Here is an 18,624-nt window from a genome sequence, read left to right as displayed (position 1 = left end):
TTTACTCTAATGCGGTTGCAGTTTACTGTGGCGGTGGAATTTTTATTATTAGAACCCACCCCCGAAATCTGCTGCTATCTCTAGTTTTTAATTGATTTCGAAGGGTTTTATTTAACTACTTTAGGCGGATTTACCAGTGGAGGCGCTCCCTTAAAGCGCAGTAAACGTAACGCATTAAGAGTAACGAGCACTGTTGCTCCAGCATCAGCTAGAACCGCAATCCATAGTCCAGTAATGCCGAATACGGTCGTGATCAGAAAGACGCCTTTGAGACCCAAAGCGAAAATGACGTTCTGATGAATGTTGCGCATGGTGGCACGTGAAAGTGCGATGAGATGAGCCATATCCGTAACACGACTTTTTAATAATGCGATATCGGCCGTCTCAATGGCCACATCGGTACCACCACCCATCGCGATGCCAACATCGGCAGTTGCTAGCGCTGGCGCATCGTTAATACCATCACCAACCATCGCTATTTTGCGGTTGTTCTTCATCTCGTTAAGCAGGCGCAGTTTGTCCTCAGGCAACAGCTCAGCTTCCCATTCCACGTCTAAATTACTGGCAAGTGCTTGAGCGGTTAAGCGGTTGTCGCCTGTTAGCATGACGGAGCGCACACCCATCGCTTTGAGCTGAGCCACACCTTCATGAGCGTCGTCTCGTAATTCGTCTCTTAGCGCGATTAATCCAAGCACTTCACGGTTTTGCTCATCGAAAAGAACAGAGACGGTCTTACCCTCATTTTGCAGCGCCTCAATTTGCGCCTGTTGTGTGGATGAAATCAATGCCTCATCGGCTGCGTAAACAGGCGAACCGATAGCTAGCGCGCGCTCCGCGACAGTTGCGTGTACCGCTTTACCCGCAGTAGCAGAAGCTTTGGAAGCCACAGGTATAACAACTTTAGCGGCTTCAGCATGGCTGACAATGGCTTCAGCAAGTGGGTGACTAGAACCAGTCTCCACACTGGCAAAAAGTGCCAATATCTCATCTTGACCTTGAGAATTCTGACCTTGAATACTTGAGTCCTCTTGTGTAAAGGCAACAACATCGGTCACGCGTGGTTTGCCTTCAGTTAAAGTGCCTGTCTTGTCAAAAGCGACCGTCTTCACTTGGCCGATAGTTTCTAAAGCACTACCGCCTTTGATCAGCAAGCCACGGCGCGCACCAACAGCAAGACCAGAGGCGATGGCAGCGGGTGTTGATAGTACAAGAGCACAGGGACAGGCAATCAGCAACAGTGCTAGACCGCGATACAACCAAGTCGACCAATCTCCACCCATGGCTAACGGTGGAATGATAATAATTAGTGCGGCAATAGCCATCACTGCCGGTGTGTAATAGCGACTGAATTTCTCAATAAAACGGGCAGTGGGTGCTTTGGAGGCTTGGGCTTGCTCTACCAGCTCAATAATGCGCGAAATGGTGTTATCGGCGGCTGTCTTTTCTACGCGCACTTGGAGCACACCATCGATGTTAATTGACCCTGCAAATACATTGTCACCCATCGTCTTGGCAACAGGAACAGACTCTCCCGTCACGGGCGAATCATCAAGGCTGGACGCACCTTGAACAATGGAACCATCAGCAGATACCCTATCTCCAGGACGCACCAGCACAAGGTCATTCACTTGTAATGAAGTCGCTGGAACGTTACGCTGCCCACCTTGAGCATCAAGTAAAATTGCACTTTTCGGAACCAGCGATGATAAGGCTCTGATGCCAGCGCGAGCGCGATCAGCAGCGATACTCTCAAACAGTTCACCGATTGAGAACAAAAAGACAACTGCTGCGGCCTCTTCAGCTTCACCAATGATAAGTGCGCCAAGCACGGCGACGGACATCAGCGTTTCAATTGAAAAGAATGAACCTGTTTTAGCCAGTGCTAAGGCTTTGCGCGCAAATGGAAAAACGCCTACAATCACAGCGATGGCAAACACCCATATCCCATAAGCGGGCAACAGTAGTGACAGTGCATAAGCGCTGCCCATCAAAATACCGAGGCCAACAACCTGTTTGCCTTTTTGAGTTTGCCACCATTGCTTATCCTGCGGAGCCATCTGATTGTCGCTGTCAATATCAATAGCCGATACAGTTTGTTGACCAGTATTGGCAGAGATGCCGAACCCTAGGCTTTTGATTGTTTTTTCGATATCACTAGCCTGAGTCGGCGCACCAGGGGCTAAATTTAGCTCTAGCGTTTCTGTAGCGAAATTCAGCTGAACATCAGAAACCCCAGGCATACGTTTCAAAGCTGTTTCAATCTTGCCGATGCAACTGGCACAGTCCATACCTTCAATATGATATTTCATAATAATTTACCCTTTGAATAATGATATTATGAACCCTATAGTGGCTTTAGAGTCAAGGTTATTTATCTACAGTTTCGTAATTTTAATTTCTCTAGCGCTAGTCTTTACAGCCACTTTAATTATTTAAATCATAGAGGTTGTTATGACAATCAAAATTGGTGAGCTCGCTAAACGCACAGGTGCCACAGTAGAAACCATTCGCTATTATGAAAAAGAGCGTTTATTACCCGAGCCTTTTCGTAGCGAAGGGAATTATCGTTTATATAATGAAGAGCACATTGAGCGTCTACAATTTATCCTACATTGCCGTACGCTCGATATGGCTTTAGATGATGTGCGAATCTTACTTGAATACTGGGAGTCGCCTGACAAGGACTGCGGCGATGTGAATAACTTGCTAGATGAGCACATTCATGCTGTGGAAATACGAATGGAAGAACTGATGCACTTAAAGCATCACTTGACCGTTTTGCGCCAGAAATGTGCAAGTAGTGCACCAGCGTCATCATGTGGCATTTTAAACGCGCTTGTCGATAACTCCTGTCATGAGTAATGATATCAGTAGTGTTCATTTCTGACGGATCAAATCATGAAAGGTTAAATACGCCCTGATGTTAAGCACAAAAAAACCCAGCAATGATATTAAGATCACTACTGGGTTGGAGGAAATAACAACTATGTTGTGCTGACTTAGAAAGTCTTATTTATCATTCATAGCAAGGTAGATATTACGATCTGATGCGGATGCGTCATCCACGTATTTTGAATCGCGCCATGTCGTATAAGCATAGACACCACTGTATGGGCTGATGCTGTTCTGACGGAAATCAGAAATCCAATTTTCGCCATCAAATATTTGGATATGGCCATGCGGGCGCTTTGATGAGCGATCATAGACAATAACATCACCTACTTGGGTTGGCATATCATTACTGATTTTGCTAAAACCTGCTTTATCAAGCGTGCCACGAGTGGCGTACTGATAGGCTGAAGGATTGGGTGTAAATTCATAACCAGCTGATTGTAGTGCTTTACGTACGTAACGGGCACAATATCCAGAGCTGCCAGATAAAGCCACTTTTGAGGCGCGAGCAGCAGCGATAGCGGGGGCTGAATTGCTGTCAGGAACCTTATTGACTTGCTGCTGTTGTTTTTCAGCGTATAAGCGGCTGTTTAATGATGAAAGCTGATTCTCTTTTTGCTTGGCCTGCGCACTTAGGTTGCTAATTGCTTGACTAATTTCATCATTATTAGAAACATAAGCACCACTTTTGGTGCTATAGATGTTTTTTGATGAACCGTAGTTTGATGCCACAGAAGTATTGGTGATGGTATTATTTGTTTGAGAGATTGTGATAGCAGCACCACTCGTTTGTGCTATGCCCATACCCAGTACTGACAAAATCAATAAAGCCTGTTTCATAAATCTAATACCTACGGTTAATTCAAAATCGTCTGTTATCAACAACAGCGCAGTCAATTAAATCTCAATAACTCAAGTATATATATGTCATAGTGACTGATACTTCTGCTGCATATTATTCATATAAAAAATGATTATTGGCGATCACAGCTCATTGAAGTCTTACGAAGCTGTTACAAATCAAGCTGCTGACCAAAACACAAAGCCGACTTTAGCATAGGCTGTTTAGCCTGTCATCCCCCTTAAAAACCCCAAAAATACTTTTTTGATGTCGAAAAAATTGCTAATATCCCACATTTTACAATGTAAGTTTGTGTAACATGTACAGAATATAGCTGACTAGATTGACCACAATTTCTACTGTTTTATAAGCAAAAAAACGTCTGAGGGTTAAATCTATAATTTAGATTTAACCCTCAGACGTTTTTCTATTGGATGAAGTAATTACCCTATATAGGGTCTAACTAATTATTAAGATAATATAATAATTTATAATATTAATATAGATGTTAATTCCCTACTGGCTTATGTAATATTACGTAATTGTTTCGATACATCCTGTATATTCTTGTATTAACCCTTAGTTATTTATCTATTTTAAGGGTTAATAACCGATAAATCCGCTTACATTGTCATCAAAAGTTACAAATTCAAAGTTATTTTTAATTTTAAAGTCGCAATAGCTAATGAATTTTTTGATGAAGAATCATTTTATAAGCAATAGAACAGTCTTATACTTGCTTCATTCGCTTTTAACGCTAACACTATAATCAAAGTATTCTTAACTGCTAACACACTATAATTGCTGCTCTACCGATTCAATATCAGCATAAACTTGGGTCGTCCCGTCTTTATTGAGTTGCATAACCTGATAGGGCATGAATTTATTTTGATACTCCATACCCGGGCTACCAACAGGCATGCCAGGTACGGCAAGACCCATAGCTTGTACTGGCGGATTTTCTAAAAACTGCGCCATATATTTAGCGGGTACATGACCTTCAAAGACGTAACCATCAGTAGTGACTACAGTATGGCAAGAACGCATTTCATTTGGAACGCTGTAGCGCTCTTTAAATACGGCTAAGTCCGCAACATCTTGCGCGGTTGCACTTAGACCATTATCTTCTGCATGACTTATCCATTCTTTACAGCAGCCGCAATTGGCATCTTTATAGACAGTGGCTGAGACGTTTTTTAGTAGGTCTGGTTTACTTACTGATGTCATCATAGGAGTATTTATAACGTTTGGTTCAGCTGTCTTCGGAACAGTCACTACATCTTCAGTTGATGCCGATGTTGTGCTTGCATCAGATACGCCACTACTCGGTTGGCTACAAGCAAATAGTGATGAGGCGGCAAGTAATACTAACGTACTACGCAACCCCTTAGACAGATAACGATTGAATATAAGACTGGATTTTATTTTTAAGGGGGTCATAGTGCTCTCTCATGTACTGTAGATATTGTGAGCTATAGAAGGTCAAGTAACACTTCATATCGTTTGGTAATGTAGCATAATAACCCATCAAACGGAGTACGTAAATTTATCCATTGAGCAGTGCGGACTGGTATCATAAGCAGTTTTCATTTTGAAATGCTGCCTGTAGTATTAACAGGTCTATCCGAGTTTTGGATTTTGACTAAAAATTCAAAACTCATAATTTTGGATAATTTGCGATGCGCCTGTCTACTATTAATCTACAAAAGCGTTTGAGTACTCACTCAAATCAATTACCGCTATGGTTTACGCTAGTAGCAGCATGGCTTGCAGGGGCTATTTTTTTATTTGCGCTAGCGCCTCATGGGTTCTGGCCGCTAGCAATAGTGTCACCAGCGATTTTATATGCGCTGTTGGTACCAAATATGAGTGGTCGTCGCGCTTTTATTATCGGTGAAGCTTACGGTATGGGGCTATGGTGCGTCGGCGGCTTTTGGCTCTATACTGCCATCCATGATTATAGCGATACTCCAACGTGGCTCGCATTGATTATGATTGGATTGATGGGTCTCGGTATGGGACTGTTTCATGGATTTTTAGCACTAGTCTTTAACCGTATGGTAGGCAAACAACCCTTTTCATTTGCTGCTCTTTGGGTGCTACAAGAATGGTTAAAAACTTGGTTATTCACAGGCTTTCCGTGGCTGTTTGTTGGTTATGCATTTACTGAAGAGTATTGGTTATCGTCCTTAGCACCCGTTGCTGGTGTTTTTGCCGTCTCTTTTGTTGCCATACTATTGGCTGCAAGTTTAGTAGAGCTACTGCTTCGACGCAGTAGTTATGCCGTCGTTTCTGTACTGTTATTAGCCATTAGCACATCATTATGGCTGGTCAATCCGCAATGGACAAAACCTAAGGGCACACCTGATCTGTCAGTGTCATTGATTCAAGGTAATATTTCACAAGATATAAAGTGGCTGACGCAATATCAAGTAGAAACGCTAAAGATTTATGCGAAGTTAACGCGCACTGAGTGGGGACGTGATGTGGTGGTGTGGCCTGAATCATCTATTCCGATGTTTCAGGATGAGGCTGCGGGCTTTATTAGTGAAATGATAGAAATGGCCAATGCGACCAATACGACATGGATAACTGGTATCCCTTATAAGGATAAAGCGGCATTCAATGCCAGTACGGATAAGTATCCCCCATTTTACAATAGCGTGATTGCTCGAGGTGTAGAAGCGGAAGGCCTATACAAGAAGCAGCGTCTAGTGCCTTTTGGAGAGTATATTCCATTTGAAGGCGTGCTCGATATTTTCCCAAGTTTGGCCGGTAGTCAGGATATTAAGAGCTATAGTCGTGGTAGTGATCAGCAGTCACCGCTAAAGGTGCGTGAACACAATATAGGGACGGCTATCTGTTATGAGGTAGCTTATCCAGATACCACGCGTAAAAATGCCATCGATACTGACTTTTTGTTGACCGTCTCTAACGATGCCTGGTTTGGCACTTCAGCAGGACCATTGCAACATTTGCAAATGGTACAAATGCGCGCGCTTGAGAACGGGCGCTGGTTTATTCGAGCGACCAATACTGGTGTTACCGCTATCATTAACCATAAAGGTCGTATTGTAAAACGCGCACCGCAGTTTGAGCGTACTGTACTACGTGGTGAGATACAGGCACGGGTTGGTAACACGCCCTTTATGCTTATGGGAAATTATCCTATCTTGATAATAATAACCCTGTTATTACTAATAAGCTATTTTGGCAAAGGTCTAACCACACTTAGAAGACGAGGGTAATAGTAAACTTAATCATAATAATTTAATCAGCGTAAGTTTTTTATTTTTTCTAGGTAACGTCCTAACGCACGTAAATATAAAAGTTTTAAACTATTGATCACATAAGAACTGATTGAAAAAATTATGTTGACATAAGGCACGCGCCTCATACTTAAAAAGAGATAGCTATATACGGTCTATCATCTTTTAGTTGATACTTTCATTTAATGCACGCGATTTTTGATTGTCATCTGCCTTAGTACCAAATTCAATAGTTGCATGTTGTATATTCTGATGCGCCAAATCTTCCTTGATGTTTTCTTTCATAGTAATAGTCTCTTCAAACGTTATATCGGTCTTCGGTACAATATGAACTGTAAGAGCATTCTCAGTGGTACTCAAAGCCCAGATATGTAAATGATGAAAGTTTTGAATAAAATTATAGCTCTCTAAGATAGCAGTGATTTTACTGAGATCAACATTTTGAGGTACTCCGTCGATAGCAAGCTTGATACTCTCTTTTAGTAGACCCCAAGTCGATAACAGTATAACGACTGAAATAATCAAGCTAACTAGAGGATCAACGATATTCCAACTTGTATAGTAAATAATAATGCCCGAGATAACGACACCTACAGAGACCAATGCATCTACCATTAGATGCAAGAAAGCACCTTTGACATTAATATCGTCTTTTTGACCTTTGTAGAATGCAAAAGCAGAAACAGTATTTATAAATACACCTATTAGAGCTGTAATAATAATAACTTTTCCTGCAACTTCCGGTATCGTATCAAATCGACCCAAGGCCTCATACGCAATACCTATAACGATTGTAACTAACAATATGGCGTTAATAAGAGACGCCATTATAGAAGCTTTTTTGTAGCCATAGGTATAAAGCGTAGTAGATGCTTTCTGTGCTAATTTCATTCCAATTAACGAGATTATTAAACTGGCAACATCACTTAAGTTGTGGCTAGCGTCTGCGATTAAAGCTAATGAATTAGTTGAGTAGCCCACTATAAACTCGATGAGCGTAAATGCAGAATTTAGACCAATCCCAATATAAAAAGCTTTATTCATATTTTTAGGGTCTGGAGCTTGATGACTGTGGTTATCTGAATTACTCATAATTTACCCTTGTTTAGGTTGCTGCATTTTATTAAAGGTAGAAAATAAGTTTATTGCATATTTTCTATATTGCACAGTCAATATTGCTCTAATACCGTAGACCCACTTATTTTTATCAATAAACTGAGCCACAACTTGATTGTGTGTCCTATCTCTCCTTGGGCGAAAAAAGCGGATTTTACTGTAATCTAACTGGCTTACGTAAGCTTCTTGTTCTCATGTTCAAGCTCTTTAGTATGTGTAGCTTAGTCTTGAATGTTGGTTAGTATAGTTTCATTAGTGTGCTTTTTATGACATGACCACATAAAGGTGTAATCGTTTAATGCTTCAATCAGCATACGAACGGCGCGTTCTTTAATCTCAGGAGTGTAGGTTTGTCTTTTCATTATCGTATTCTCTCAGAAAGATGATTTACCGCTTCTTAACAGCGCGTGTAAAACCTTGCATCTGACGACTAAGCCGGTCTTCATAGTAAACTATCCCAGTATTGTCAGAAACTTAACGTCTTGTGAGGATGTACTAAGTGCTAACTTCAAAATAATTGAAATGCTTACGCTAAATGACGACAAGAAAAGCCTAAGCAATCTAACGAAGAATCAGATATTAAAAACCTAATCTGTATGACAAATAAAAAAATGCCTCTGGGAGTTGACTCCCAGAGGCATTTAGTTTTAAATGTAGATAACGGTTACAGTGTGTTGACGCACCCTGTAACGAACAAATAAGCACACAGACTGCGTTATTTGAACAGCATTAAATGCCCGTATAGGTGCATTTTATCCAAAATCTGCTTTCATATCAACTCTATTTGCTATACATTTTAAAAACTGCTTGTTCGCTCGTTACATTTTCGTGCTGCTCTCTCTGTACCCGTTACCCGTCAAATGGGTGGCAGGCCTCGGTGACGACTGCGTTTGACATAAGGGTGAGCTCCCTACAGGGGTGACTAGACAAAGGATCAGAGCAACGCAATGAGTGGTTACTTGTGCATATCGTAGCGGTATATTGGGCGAACGCCCTTGCTAGCGTATGACAGCACAGTAGCGGTTATGAGCGTGTCTAGGCGGTGCTATCAGCCGTAATCATAACAGCCGTAGCTTGATACAGTGATACGGTCTTGATGACGCGATGGGCGATGAAGTCGGCATGACTAATCACATCAAATTCAAGGAATGCACTAAAGTGTTTGTGAGTATTTTTATTATACTCATAATTGCTTTAGGGTGAGTGTTCCTTGAAATCTGCTCAAGGCTCCAAAATCAGCATAAATTCACTTAGGCTAATTTAAGTAGTATATAGCCCACTAGGCTATATACTATGAGAGTTCAGAGAAAAATTTAGAATATTTATTATACAACCATCATTTATTCAGTGAGTCGATATTGTCATGGTGGATTCATAAGCTTAGTGTGAATAGAACGGGATTGACTTATTTATTGTTAATTGTCTCTCGCATCTTTTCAATCTCTGCAGTCAATGAGCTACTCTTTTCCTGTTCTGATTGATAGTTAATTGAAAGCTCATCATACTGCTCACTCAATGCAGTGTGCTCAGTACTAAGCAAAGTTCTCTCATGATTTAACGTGTCGTGTTGCTTAATCAGTAGCTGATGATCTGCTTCAATCTTAGCTTGCTTTTGAGTAAGCTGCTCATTAATCCCTGATAACTTATCACGTTCAGCGATTATGGCCTTTAACTCTCCTTTCACTTCTGCTGTAAGATTCGTTATCTCGTTGCGCTCAATAACGACTGTCTTTAGCTCATCCTTAGTTGCTGTCAGTTCTGTTTGCAGACGCGCGATCTCTGCTTTATCGCTATTAGCAGTGGCTTCAAGCGTGGCCACCTTCGATATGTTGGCACTCAGCTCTTTTGATTGCTGATCAAAACTGCTACGCAGGTCACCAAGTTGGGCCTGAGCTGCCACTGTTTTAGCTCGTTCAAGTTCTAGCTGGTGCTGAGTATCGCTGAGTGTCTGTGTCAGCACATCCCGTTCAGCAGTCACTTGAGCCGCGGTGATAGCCGTTGCCTCTGCAGTTGCTGTGACCTCATCGAGCTGTTCTAACAAATCAGCCTGCTCACTCTCTAGGGTCTTAACCGCTTCTTGAGCCTCATCTGTCTCAGCTTGCGACTTGGCCTTAATACTCTCTAGAGCCTCCCGTTCTTTAACCAGACGATCATTGGCAATATCAATGGCCGTCTGCCACATATCCGCACCAAGCGTTTGTAAGCGTTCAGTGATACCACTTGGTAGCTCAACCTGTCTTAGCTGCTCTTCTTGTTGGTTATCCTGACGCCAAGACTTCATAGCTTCACTGATGGTCGTGAATGATCCACCACCCAGCGCCTTACGCACTTCGGCTAAAGTAGGTTTGATACCTTGTTCGTGCAGTTGATCAGCAATAGCATGAATTTGCTGTGTAGTAATGGCCATAATTATTGTCCTTAATTTTGTATGAGTAAATATGTAGCGTTTGTAGTATTTTTTATATAGTATAATACAATATACAACATACTACAATATAAGGCTTAAAAAAACCTCAAGTAATCTTGAGGTCACAATCATTAGATTAGGGCTAACGATCAGTTAAGTACTCTTCTAGCGCATTACTATCATTTATTAATGATTAGCGCCTGTTTGCTTGGTTTTATCCTTAAATTTGGCAATGATACTGGCCTCAGTAAAGAACGCTTATGGTTTAATACTGCCACGGCTAACACCTGACCAGTCGGTGACTTCTGGAATGTCTGATAGATCAATGTCGTCATCATTAAGCGTTGCTAAATGCTCTAAATCTACTTGTTGCTTGGCCGTTAGTGGTGGTAGCTCGTCTATTTGATAACTAACTTTGTTCACACTGGCTCCCTTTCATTTTTTTGACACGTCTAGCTGAGATAATGCGTATAACCTCACCATTATCTATTTCTGTTTGCGTATGGGCTACCAATAGGACGGCGGTACCGTCTACTGTACCCAGCGCTTGCCACTGCTTTTCATCATTTTCATACCTGTCTTGCTGACGCAGGCATAAAAGGTCTAGAAAAACTCGGGCGGCTGCCTCAAATAATAAACGGTGCTTACGCTGATTGGTGTTTTTTTTGTTCATCCCATTCAAATCTAATACTTATCTGTTCTCTCTGTCAGTATGCTCTTTATAGATTAGCAATTCATCTTGACTGACAGCTGTTACTTTCTGGTATTCAAAAGATAGCGGTACTTGATTGGTTTGCGCCACTTGGGTCAAGAACAATTTAATCGCTTGAGACGGCGTTAGACCATAGCTTTCAAACACGGCAAAAGCATTTTCTTTTAGCTCTTGATCGAGCCTGATATTATAATTAGTTGTCGTCATGGCATTACAAATGGCTTATCTGTGTACATATAATATAAACCATTTGTATAGACAGTACCAGATTAATCACTCTTTTTTCTTTGCTATGATTTTTGCTTAGGGAACGTATAACCTACCGCCAGCAAATGCTTTTTATGGGTCTTTAAAAAAGCTTCATCTCTTAATTGAGTGTGTAACCAGCTGATCACTTCTTGGGTACTTTTTCCTGAAGGCGCATAGCTACCAAATGGGGCATAGTTAGCCAATAGAGGCGCAAAACGGTCGATCTGTTTGACTGTTAAGGATGGTATATCTCTATTCTCATTATTCTGATTTAAGTCCTCCAGACTTTTTTTCTTGGTGGGCTTAGCTTTTACATTAAATTTTAGTCCTGTGACGGTACGACCACGTTTGACGTTTTCATAGGTGATTTTAATATCTGACTTTTCTGTTATTTCTTCAACGCTTGGGTTGATGACTCGACTTTTTAGGTTGTTAATACGTTCGTAAGATTTAGAAAGAGCTAGCTCCTCTCTAATTTCTTCAAGTGACATTGTCCACGAGCTCATTGCCTCATGTTTTTTGGCCAGATGGTATATATCTATTGAATATTCACCCTTCAGTTTAAGTACATCTTCTTTTTTATATTTAGTGAATGGATTATTTTCATCAAAAACCTTCAACATCAGTAGCACTTCATCTGTAAAACATAGAGACACATAGCCATCTTCATATATTGATCTGATGACCCACTGTACATTGACACGGCTACCGCGTTCATTTCTATAGCTAAAAAATCGCCTCATCATCGTTTCACTAGCATCTTTTAATTGAGTATAAGCAGAATCCACTTGAATGTTGCAAGCCTCTGCAAATGCTTTCGCGGTTATCTCTATAGTGTCTTTTTCAGTGGCATCTATCAAACGCACTACTGAACTAGCAAGCAACAGCAACCGTTTTTCATCAAGTGTCATTTCATAAAACGCTTGTAGAATACGATTTTGCATAACAACCCAATTTGCAGGGTATTTCTTCTCATATAAACCAACTTGGTTAGTCATATCTACGCCTTAATACTCAAATCTATCTAATTGTAGCATAATACCTGCTGATTGTAGCTTTTAACCTAGCTGATTGTAGCTTTTAACCTAGCTGATTGTAGCATTAACCTAGCTGATTGTAGCTTTATAGATCTTGAAGCCCTTAACTGGTAAGGTCTGAGAGCTTCCTAAAAGTCTTTAAAAATCTTTAAAAGTAAAAAATATGTTTTTATATTAAATAATAGGAAAAAAGCTCAAGAACTGACGGATTTGAGATGATAATATGAGCGACCAATCACTTATAGAACTGTTCAGTAGCTCAAAACGCTATGGTCAATTTACTCGGTATCAATCTTTATTCTCATAGTTCGGATTAAGCTTTGATCTTTGAAAATCTTCAAAAGCACGGTCAAAGATATTTTGAATGTCTTCATCTGTCATTCTGGCCAACGCTGTTTTCATACTCTCAGTATCAGTCTCATTTTTTGTAGATAACTTGTCTTCATTTTCAATAGTCATTATCGACACCTCTGTAAACACATCTTAAAGCATTGCTAAAACGCATAAAAAATACTCTTATATGCGTTCTACGCTCTGTTCGATACGATGGTAGCTAAAGCTATTTTAAAACGCTTAAAACAGCTAAAAATCGTCTTCTAGCATTTCGCTAATTAGAAGACGATTCAGTTGTACTGATGAATAGGCTATTGCTAACAGTAACAGTTATTGAGCTGCTGAATCGTCATCAAACAATGAACCGTACTCACTATCTTGATTGTCTTCATGTGAAGTAAAACTGCTTGATACCATCTTAGCCTCACCTTGCATCTTATGAGCAATTGACTTTAAAAACTCACGGTGCTTTTTCAAACGGACATATTTTTCATTATCGTGTGCATCTAAAAAAATAGCTTGCAGTTCATGATTGTCATCATCGTCTAATGCGTTGGCCAACCACTCCCCCAATATTTTATGTGCTTCAAGCCTGTCCTGATCAATCTCTTTTTTAAGAGCCTGTAATTGCTTAATCTTATTTGCAAATAAATCATCTGATATTACTGACATTACCTCATCCTTTTTTTAGCCAACTATGATAGAGTTGATCCTAGCAGTACATATACAGGTATGCAAGGTAGTAAAATACACAAGACCACTTCGTTTCGTGGGCGCAGTAGTATTTTAACCCTCTGTTAAGAGCGAACTTAGGAGTTTATGTAAAAAAGGCCCACAAGGGGCGCTATTTTTTTTACATAAACTCCGTCGTCCGGCAGGGGGCGAACCCCCTACAACCCCCAAAAAATCATCACTCAATATTGGGTTTTTTTGCTATGAATAATAAAGGGTTTCATCTGTCAGTTAGCGCCGTTAGTAAGGCGAGAAATCATAGCGTGGTGGCAAAGTCGGCTTATAATTCTGGCTCAAAACTGGCTGATGGGCAGTCAGGAGTCGTCCACGATTACACCAGTAAAGCTAAAGACAAAATCTTAAATTTAGTGGACAGTGATGGTACTAAATACACGCAAGTTATTGAGAAAAATGTGATGCATACGGCGTTGATAACGCCAACTCTTGCTGGGGATCTAGCAGTGACACGTGAGGGTTTTTGGAATGATATCGAACGCATTGAGACTCGTAAAAACGCTCAATTAGGTACTGAGATTGATGTGATGTTTCCTGATGGGATCACCGCTGATCAGCGTATAGTTTTGGCCGAGCGCTACGCTCAAACCTTATCTGATCGCTATAACGTGCTTGTCGATGTGGCCATTCATCGGCCACACAGTCACGAGAAACATGTGGGGGAGGTTGAAGTGGTTGAGCTGACCAGTCGTAACTTTCATGCCCATATTTTACTCTCAAGCCGTGAGATAGTAGCGGATGTTGAGGGTTATGCTTTATCAGCACGCAAGAATTGGTTGCAGTGGTCAACGGAGGAGCGTTTATCTAAGGGGTTAAACGGGCGCGGCGATGAGCTTAAATATCAACGCACCCTTTGGGCGGATATGGCCAATGAGCTACTGCCTGAGAATAAAACCATTAGTGAGAAATCCTACCGTGAGCTGGGCATCAGTCGTTTACCAAAAATGAAACTGGGTAAGTCACTATATAAGGATATTCTCAAAGGCAATCGTTCAGTGATTCATGAGTACAACGAGACGATTGATGAGATCAATGCTTACATTGAAAAAAATGGTCTGGTAATTGAGTATGACGACAAGGGACGTATTGACCTAGAAAGCAATGAACAAGAGGTTAACGGCGTCACAATACATTATAAAAAGCGTAAACCCTTTGCGCGAATTGAGCTCAGTAATATCCGCTTTGTAGATCCTGCCGCTGAACTTGAACCCGCTATTCCTAAAAATAACAGTCAGACGCATAGTGATGCGGCCAATGATCACGCACTTGATGAGCTTTTAGCAATCTCAGCCAACTTTGTGAGTCAAAAAAAGATGGTACGCAGCGCCTTATTTTCAACCATTGATGCGCTGCATGAAGAGTTAGCGCACCAGTCTAAACAGATTATTACCATTGATAAAAACATTAAGAGTACCCAGCGGTTCACCGAGGAGGTGGGACAGGATTTTAGCGAGCCCCGCCAAAAAATGATTGAGCTTGCCCAGAAAATACATACGACAGAGCAAAGTGAGGCACTGAAAACGGCTTTAGTGTTGGTTGATCAATTTAGACAAGATGACACCCTACAAACAGGCCGCGCTGTTAGCCGCCTTGAAGAGCGGCTGTCACAGATTGATAAAACGATGCTGAACAATAAAACGGTTTTAAAAGAGCTTATTCCCCTTAACAATCGAGTTATTGATGATCATAAGGCGCTTAAGGCCACCCTAAAACCGTTTGCCGCAACGCTGAATAAGCTGGCTACTGACTTTAAATCGCTTGATGAGATTGATGTTGAAAAAACTGAGCTGCAGCAGCACTGGCGCGAGGCGTTTGAGGATTTGCAGGCGATCGAGGTAACGAGCAACCTTGACACCTATCATAAGTTCGCGGCACTGGCAGATCTTGATGTTGAGCATTTTAAAGCGCTTGAGCAAGAGCGTGAGGCGCTGCGTGCTCTTAAAGCGGTAGAGATAGATGATACCGCTGAGGCACGTTTGCAGATGCTTGTATCTGATGTAAAGACATTTAAAACCGCCAATAATGAAGACATCAAACAATTAAAGCTGCAAATCAATACCAGTCAAAAAACCTATCAGCGCCTATCGCCGTTTTATGAGCAGCGTATTGCCCTTCTTGATCAAAGTGAAGCGGTGATTGTGCAAGATGATAACTTATACGATGAGATTACCCGTACCAAGACCACTCAATTGAACGCAGATCGGCTTGATGACTGGCGTACTCGTACCATGGCGCTCCAATACCAGCTCAACAAAGCGCGTGAGCAAGCCGAAACTGAGAACAAAGCTAGGCGTGAGCGAGAGGAAGCAGAGAAGCGGCGGCAAGAAAAACAACAAAAAGAGCAAGATGCTACTGCCCTTGCGCGTACCCGACAGGCAGAAGTCAAGGCGTATCAGAGCAGGTTTGATAATATGCTGGTACGGGTTAAAGACCGTATTGATAAGATCGACTTTAAAGCGATTGATACTACTGCCACTGTGATAGAGGCGGCTGAAAAGTTAGCTGCTGAGGCCCTCGTTTTAAAAACGCTTCAGCATACTGATAATGTCACCGCGTTGCAAAAGCGTTTGCGAGACACGGATGCAGAACGGGTGATGATAGACAGAGATACGTCGGTACAGACACTATTACAAGCGCTCGGCACGCTTTCTAGCGACCGTCATAAAATTGATACTATAAACGCGCTTAATGAGCGTTTTGAGCAGATTCCTGACATCCGCGTGGGCACGCAAAATTTAGCGCAAATCTTGGCCGCACAAGTGCTGGATATAGACAAGGCTATTCAAGAAAAAGCGCGCCATTACTCGTCACCACGCCCATTTTAGTTGTGATGATTACAATAATGAGTACTTACTATGAATAAAAATGACCGCACTGAGCAAGACATACACGATCAACTTGTTAACCTAGTGACTTCATTGACTCCGGTCATTGGGGCCTTGCGTGAGCTGATTAAGCGAGCCGATGATGCGGTAGCGAGGCGGCTTGAGCGTTCGCTTAGCGGTATTGATAGCAAGGTGAATGAGGTGTCTTCTGCCATTGAAGAATTAGGTAGTAGCGCAAGCACGACTTCGCAGGCATTGAGTCAGTATCAAGAACTCGTGTTAAAGCAGCTACAAGCGGCAGTGACTGCTTTTACTGACAATGATATGCCGCGTCGTTATGATGACAAAATAGCAGGCATCATCACCGATATGAAACAGCAGATTGATACGGCTGTAGAGTCGGTCGTCACTGCTAAAAACGACAGCATAGAGGTACAAGTGAGTACCATGCAAGCGGTGGCTGACAAGCTTGGCGCAGGCGCTGACAATCTAGCCCTATTCACCAATCAGTACCAAGCTGGTCATAAGCAGATTATTGAAGATATTGAGACCTTTGAGACCACCACCAAAACGCGGATTGAACAGGTTGAGGGTAGAGCTAGTAAAGACTTGGACAAAATTCATAAGTCCATTGAGACTATGAGTATTAAAAGGATTGCAGCCGCTGTCGCAGCGGGTACGATGGCTGTGATAATAAGTTTGGTGGCCCTGGTATTTTGGTATGTGCCAAGCTTTGATGAGATTGCAGAGATGAGATACCAGCAAGCAGAGCTACAGCGCGGCATCGATGAGCTTGAAACGGGGTGGAAGCAGGCATTTGATAACGCTCAAAGTCAGCAGATTATTTTGGCTTGTGATGTTAATGAAGCGCAGCCTGATGCAATCAGCTGGTGCGTTAGAGCAGACAGTAAGAGTGTTTTGAGAGATGAGAGAGGCTTTGTTTATTATAAAATAGCTGGGGTGCCGCGTGCAGAGCCGACTGAGTAAAGGCATATGGTAATAGTAAGCCATATTGCCCAAAAGTGCGTCTTCTGAGACATATAAGACTGAAAAAAGCTTGTTTGATTGTCGTTATCTTTGTCTATATCAAAAAGCCAGATAATGACACTTTATCTGGCTTTAAGGGTTATTGTTTCTTGTTAAACAAGTTGTCTGTAAATATAAGCTAAAGCCATTACGCTGCTTGGTCAGTGTGAGCTGTGACCAACTCTATAAAAGCAGTTTCAAGGGTGCTTAACGCATGATCGTCAACGATAAGACCGTCATCTAGCTGTCGTTGCACCCAGACATAAACCGCTTCATCATTATAAAGAATGGGGTCAACACCAAGTAGGGTTGCCAGCTGTACGCCTTGCTGTATTTGTAAGCTTAATAACAGCTGAGAGGCTAACGTTTTAGTCTGTTCACTAAACCATGTGCAGCTATTGAGCCGAGATAGATTGTTATTCATTGGTATTCTCCTATAGACCATTATATACATATAATAAATAAAATGACTTACTACAGGTCAAATTATACCTATATTTTAATCTATTGCAAGAGAAAATAACCTTCTGTAGGTCTTTTTATTCGTTTAAAGACAATCACAGCTCATGACAACGTTATTTATGCTGGTGACTCACTGCTGTCCTCATTTATGATTTCGTATAAATCACCAACATTGATTCTAAGATAAGTACATAAAGACTCGATGACATCTAGATCAACGCGGGTGGCTTCTTCATGATACATGCGAGTAATGGTGCCACGATTGATGCCAGTATCTCTTGAGATATCGGCAATTTTAAGGCGTCTTTCACCCATGATGGTCGATAAGTGACACTTCACCATAGTGGTTCCCTCATTCATATTAGTGGTTTTTGATTGGTGAGCGGATTATAACGAATATGAGCGGCTAAAGTATTGCTTTTAGTAGCTCATATTGATACTTGATAGCTACACTTTATATGTTAGCAGTCAGTTTACTGGGGCATCTCAGTCTTTGACAAATTTATGCAGTTTTATGAATATTATTCACATAGAAATTCAGTCGATATCAAAGATATAGTTATTTTTTAAAAATGTTGCTATTCATCTAACTATTGAGTAAAGTCTTAATAATACTCAAATACTCAAATACTCAAATACTCAAATACTCAAATACTCAAATACTCAAATACTCAAATACTCAAATACTCAAATACTCAAATACTCAAA

At 41.3% G+C, this 18,624-nt stretch carries 17 protein-coding genes; 4 read left to right on the top strand and 13 right to left on the bottom strand.

The window, feature by feature from the left end; genetic code table 11:
• Positions 1-107 precede the first annotated feature (107 nt).
• Positions 108-2,309, bottom strand: coding sequence for a heavy metal translocating P-type ATPase (locus ACIGBM_RS13280; RefSeq protein ID WP_102083145.1), 2,202 nt, complete (start codon positions 2,307-2,309; stop codon positions 108-110).
• Positions 2,310-2,451: 142 nt separating this feature from the next.
• Here ACIGBM_RS13280 and cadR point away from each other — a divergent pair, with 142 nt between their 5' ends.
• On the top strand, positions 2,452-2,862 hold the full coding sequence (gene cadR, locus ACIGBM_RS13275) for a Cd(II)/Pb(II)-responsive transcriptional regulator (RefSeq protein WP_007394845.1): 411 nt from the start codon (positions 2,452-2,454) through the stop codon (positions 2,860-2,862).
• Positions 2,863-3,009: 147 nt separating this feature from the next.
• On the opposite strand, the gene ACIGBM_RS13270 is transcribed toward cadR, so the two are convergent.
• Together ACIGBM_RS13270 and ACIGBM_RS13265 are read right to left on the bottom strand one after the other, a co-directional pair.
• The gene (locus ACIGBM_RS13270) at positions 3,010-3,732 is read right to left on the bottom strand and encodes a CHAP domain-containing protein (RefSeq protein WP_057758750.1); all 723 of its coding nucleotides are present in this window, start codon (positions 3,730-3,732) and stop codon (positions 3,010-3,012) included.
• 796 nt (positions 3,733-4,528) lie between these two features.
• A complete protein-coding gene (locus ACIGBM_RS13265) occupies positions 4,529-5,173 on the bottom strand; it encodes a DUF411 domain-containing protein (protein ID WP_082787298.1) in 645 nt (214 codons plus the stop codon).
• 239 nt (positions 5,174-5,412) lie between these two features.
• Between ACIGBM_RS13265 and lnt the strand changes: the two genes are divergently transcribed.
• Positions 5,413-6,981: an apolipoprotein N-acyltransferase gene (gene lnt, locus ACIGBM_RS13260; protein ID WP_068039556.1), complete on the top strand. Its 1,569-nt coding sequence runs from the start codon at positions 5,413-5,415 to the stop codon at positions 6,979-6,981.
• Between the two features lie 186 nt (positions 6,982-7,167).
• Here the strand turns inward: lnt and ACIGBM_RS13255 are convergent, their stop codons facing one another.
• The 8 genes from ACIGBM_RS13255 to ACIGBM_RS13220 form a co-directional block, all read right to left on the bottom strand.
• Positions 7,168-8,094 carry a cation diffusion facilitator family transporter gene (locus ACIGBM_RS13255; protein WP_114701933.1) on the bottom strand — a complete coding sequence of 309 codons (927 nt, stop codon included), beginning with the start codon at positions 8,092-8,094 and terminating at the stop codon, positions 7,168-7,170.
• Between the two features lie 1,429 nt (positions 8,095-9,523).
• Positions 9,524-10,525 (bottom strand): DNA-binding protein, encoded by a 1,002-nt coding sequence (locus ACIGBM_RS13250; RefSeq protein WP_114701934.1) that lies wholly within the window; start codon positions 10,523-10,525, stop codon positions 9,524-9,526.
• A gap of 258 nt (positions 10,526-10,783) precedes the next feature.
• Positions 10,784-10,948, bottom strand: coding sequence for a hypothetical protein (locus ACIGBM_RS13245; protein WP_156410068.1), 165 nt, complete (start codon positions 10,946-10,948; stop codon positions 10,784-10,786).
• Positions 10,935-11,198, bottom strand: a complete 264-nt coding sequence (locus tag ACIGBM_RS13240; protein WP_226949371.1) for a BrnT family toxin — start codon at positions 11,196-11,198, stop codon at positions 10,935-10,937. Before ACIGBM_RS13240 ends, ACIGBM_RS13245 begins: the two co-directional genes overlap by 14 nt.
• A gap of 18 nt (positions 11,199-11,216) precedes the next feature.
• On the bottom strand, positions 11,217-11,444 hold the full coding sequence (locus ACIGBM_RS13235) for a type II toxin-antitoxin system RelB/DinJ family antitoxin (RefSeq protein WP_114701935.1): 228 nt from the start codon (positions 11,442-11,444) through the stop codon (positions 11,217-11,219).
• Between the two features lie 83 nt (positions 11,445-11,527).
• Complete coding sequence (locus tag ACIGBM_RS13230; protein WP_058368520.1) at positions 11,528-12,484, bottom strand: replication initiation protein; 957 nt, start codon at positions 12,482-12,484, stop codon at positions 11,528-11,530.
• 327 nt (positions 12,485-12,811) lie between these two features.
• Entirely contained in the window at positions 12,812-12,982 is a 171-nt protein-coding gene (locus tag ACIGBM_RS13225; RefSeq protein ID WP_162799535.1) for a hypothetical protein, read from the bottom strand.
• 204 nt (positions 12,983-13,186) lie between these two features.
• Complete coding sequence (locus ACIGBM_RS13220) at positions 13,187-13,528, bottom strand: hypothetical protein (RefSeq protein ID WP_114701936.1); 342 nt, start codon at positions 13,526-13,528, stop codon at positions 13,187-13,189.
• A gap of 263 nt (positions 13,529-13,791) precedes the next feature.
• Between ACIGBM_RS13220 and ACIGBM_RS13215 the strand changes: the two genes are divergently transcribed.
• Positions 13,792-16,428 (top strand): MobA/MobL family protein, encoded by a 2,637-nt coding sequence (locus ACIGBM_RS13215; RefSeq protein WP_397478065.1) that lies wholly within the window; start codon positions 13,792-13,794, stop codon positions 16,426-16,428.
• Between the two features lie 30 nt (positions 16,429-16,458).
• Positions 16,459-17,415 (top strand): hypothetical protein, encoded by a 957-nt coding sequence (locus ACIGBM_RS13210; RefSeq protein WP_114701938.1) that lies wholly within the window; start codon positions 16,459-16,461, stop codon positions 17,413-17,415.
• A 187-nt stretch (positions 17,416-17,602) separates the two neighbouring features.
• Here the strand turns inward: ACIGBM_RS13210 and ACIGBM_RS13205 are convergent, their stop codons facing one another.
• Together ACIGBM_RS13205 and ACIGBM_RS13200 are read right to left on the bottom strand one after the other, a co-directional pair.
• Positions 17,603-17,878, bottom strand: coding sequence for a hypothetical protein (locus ACIGBM_RS13205; RefSeq protein WP_095570655.1), 276 nt, complete (start codon positions 17,876-17,878; stop codon positions 17,603-17,605).
• 155 nt (positions 17,879-18,033) lie between these two features.
• Positions 18,034-18,258: a helix-turn-helix transcriptional regulator gene (locus tag ACIGBM_RS13200; protein ID WP_057758779.1), complete on the bottom strand. Its 225-nt coding sequence runs from the start codon at positions 18,256-18,258 to the stop codon at positions 18,034-18,036.
• Between the last annotated feature and the right edge of the window lie 366 nt (positions 18,259-18,624).

The sequence above is a fragment of the Psychrobacter sp. NPDC077938 genome (assembly GCF_044542635.1).
Lineage (GTDB): Bacteria > Pseudomonadota > Gammaproteobacteria > Pseudomonadales > Moraxellaceae > Psychrobacter.
This window is presented reverse-complemented; position numbering and strand designations above follow the sequence as displayed.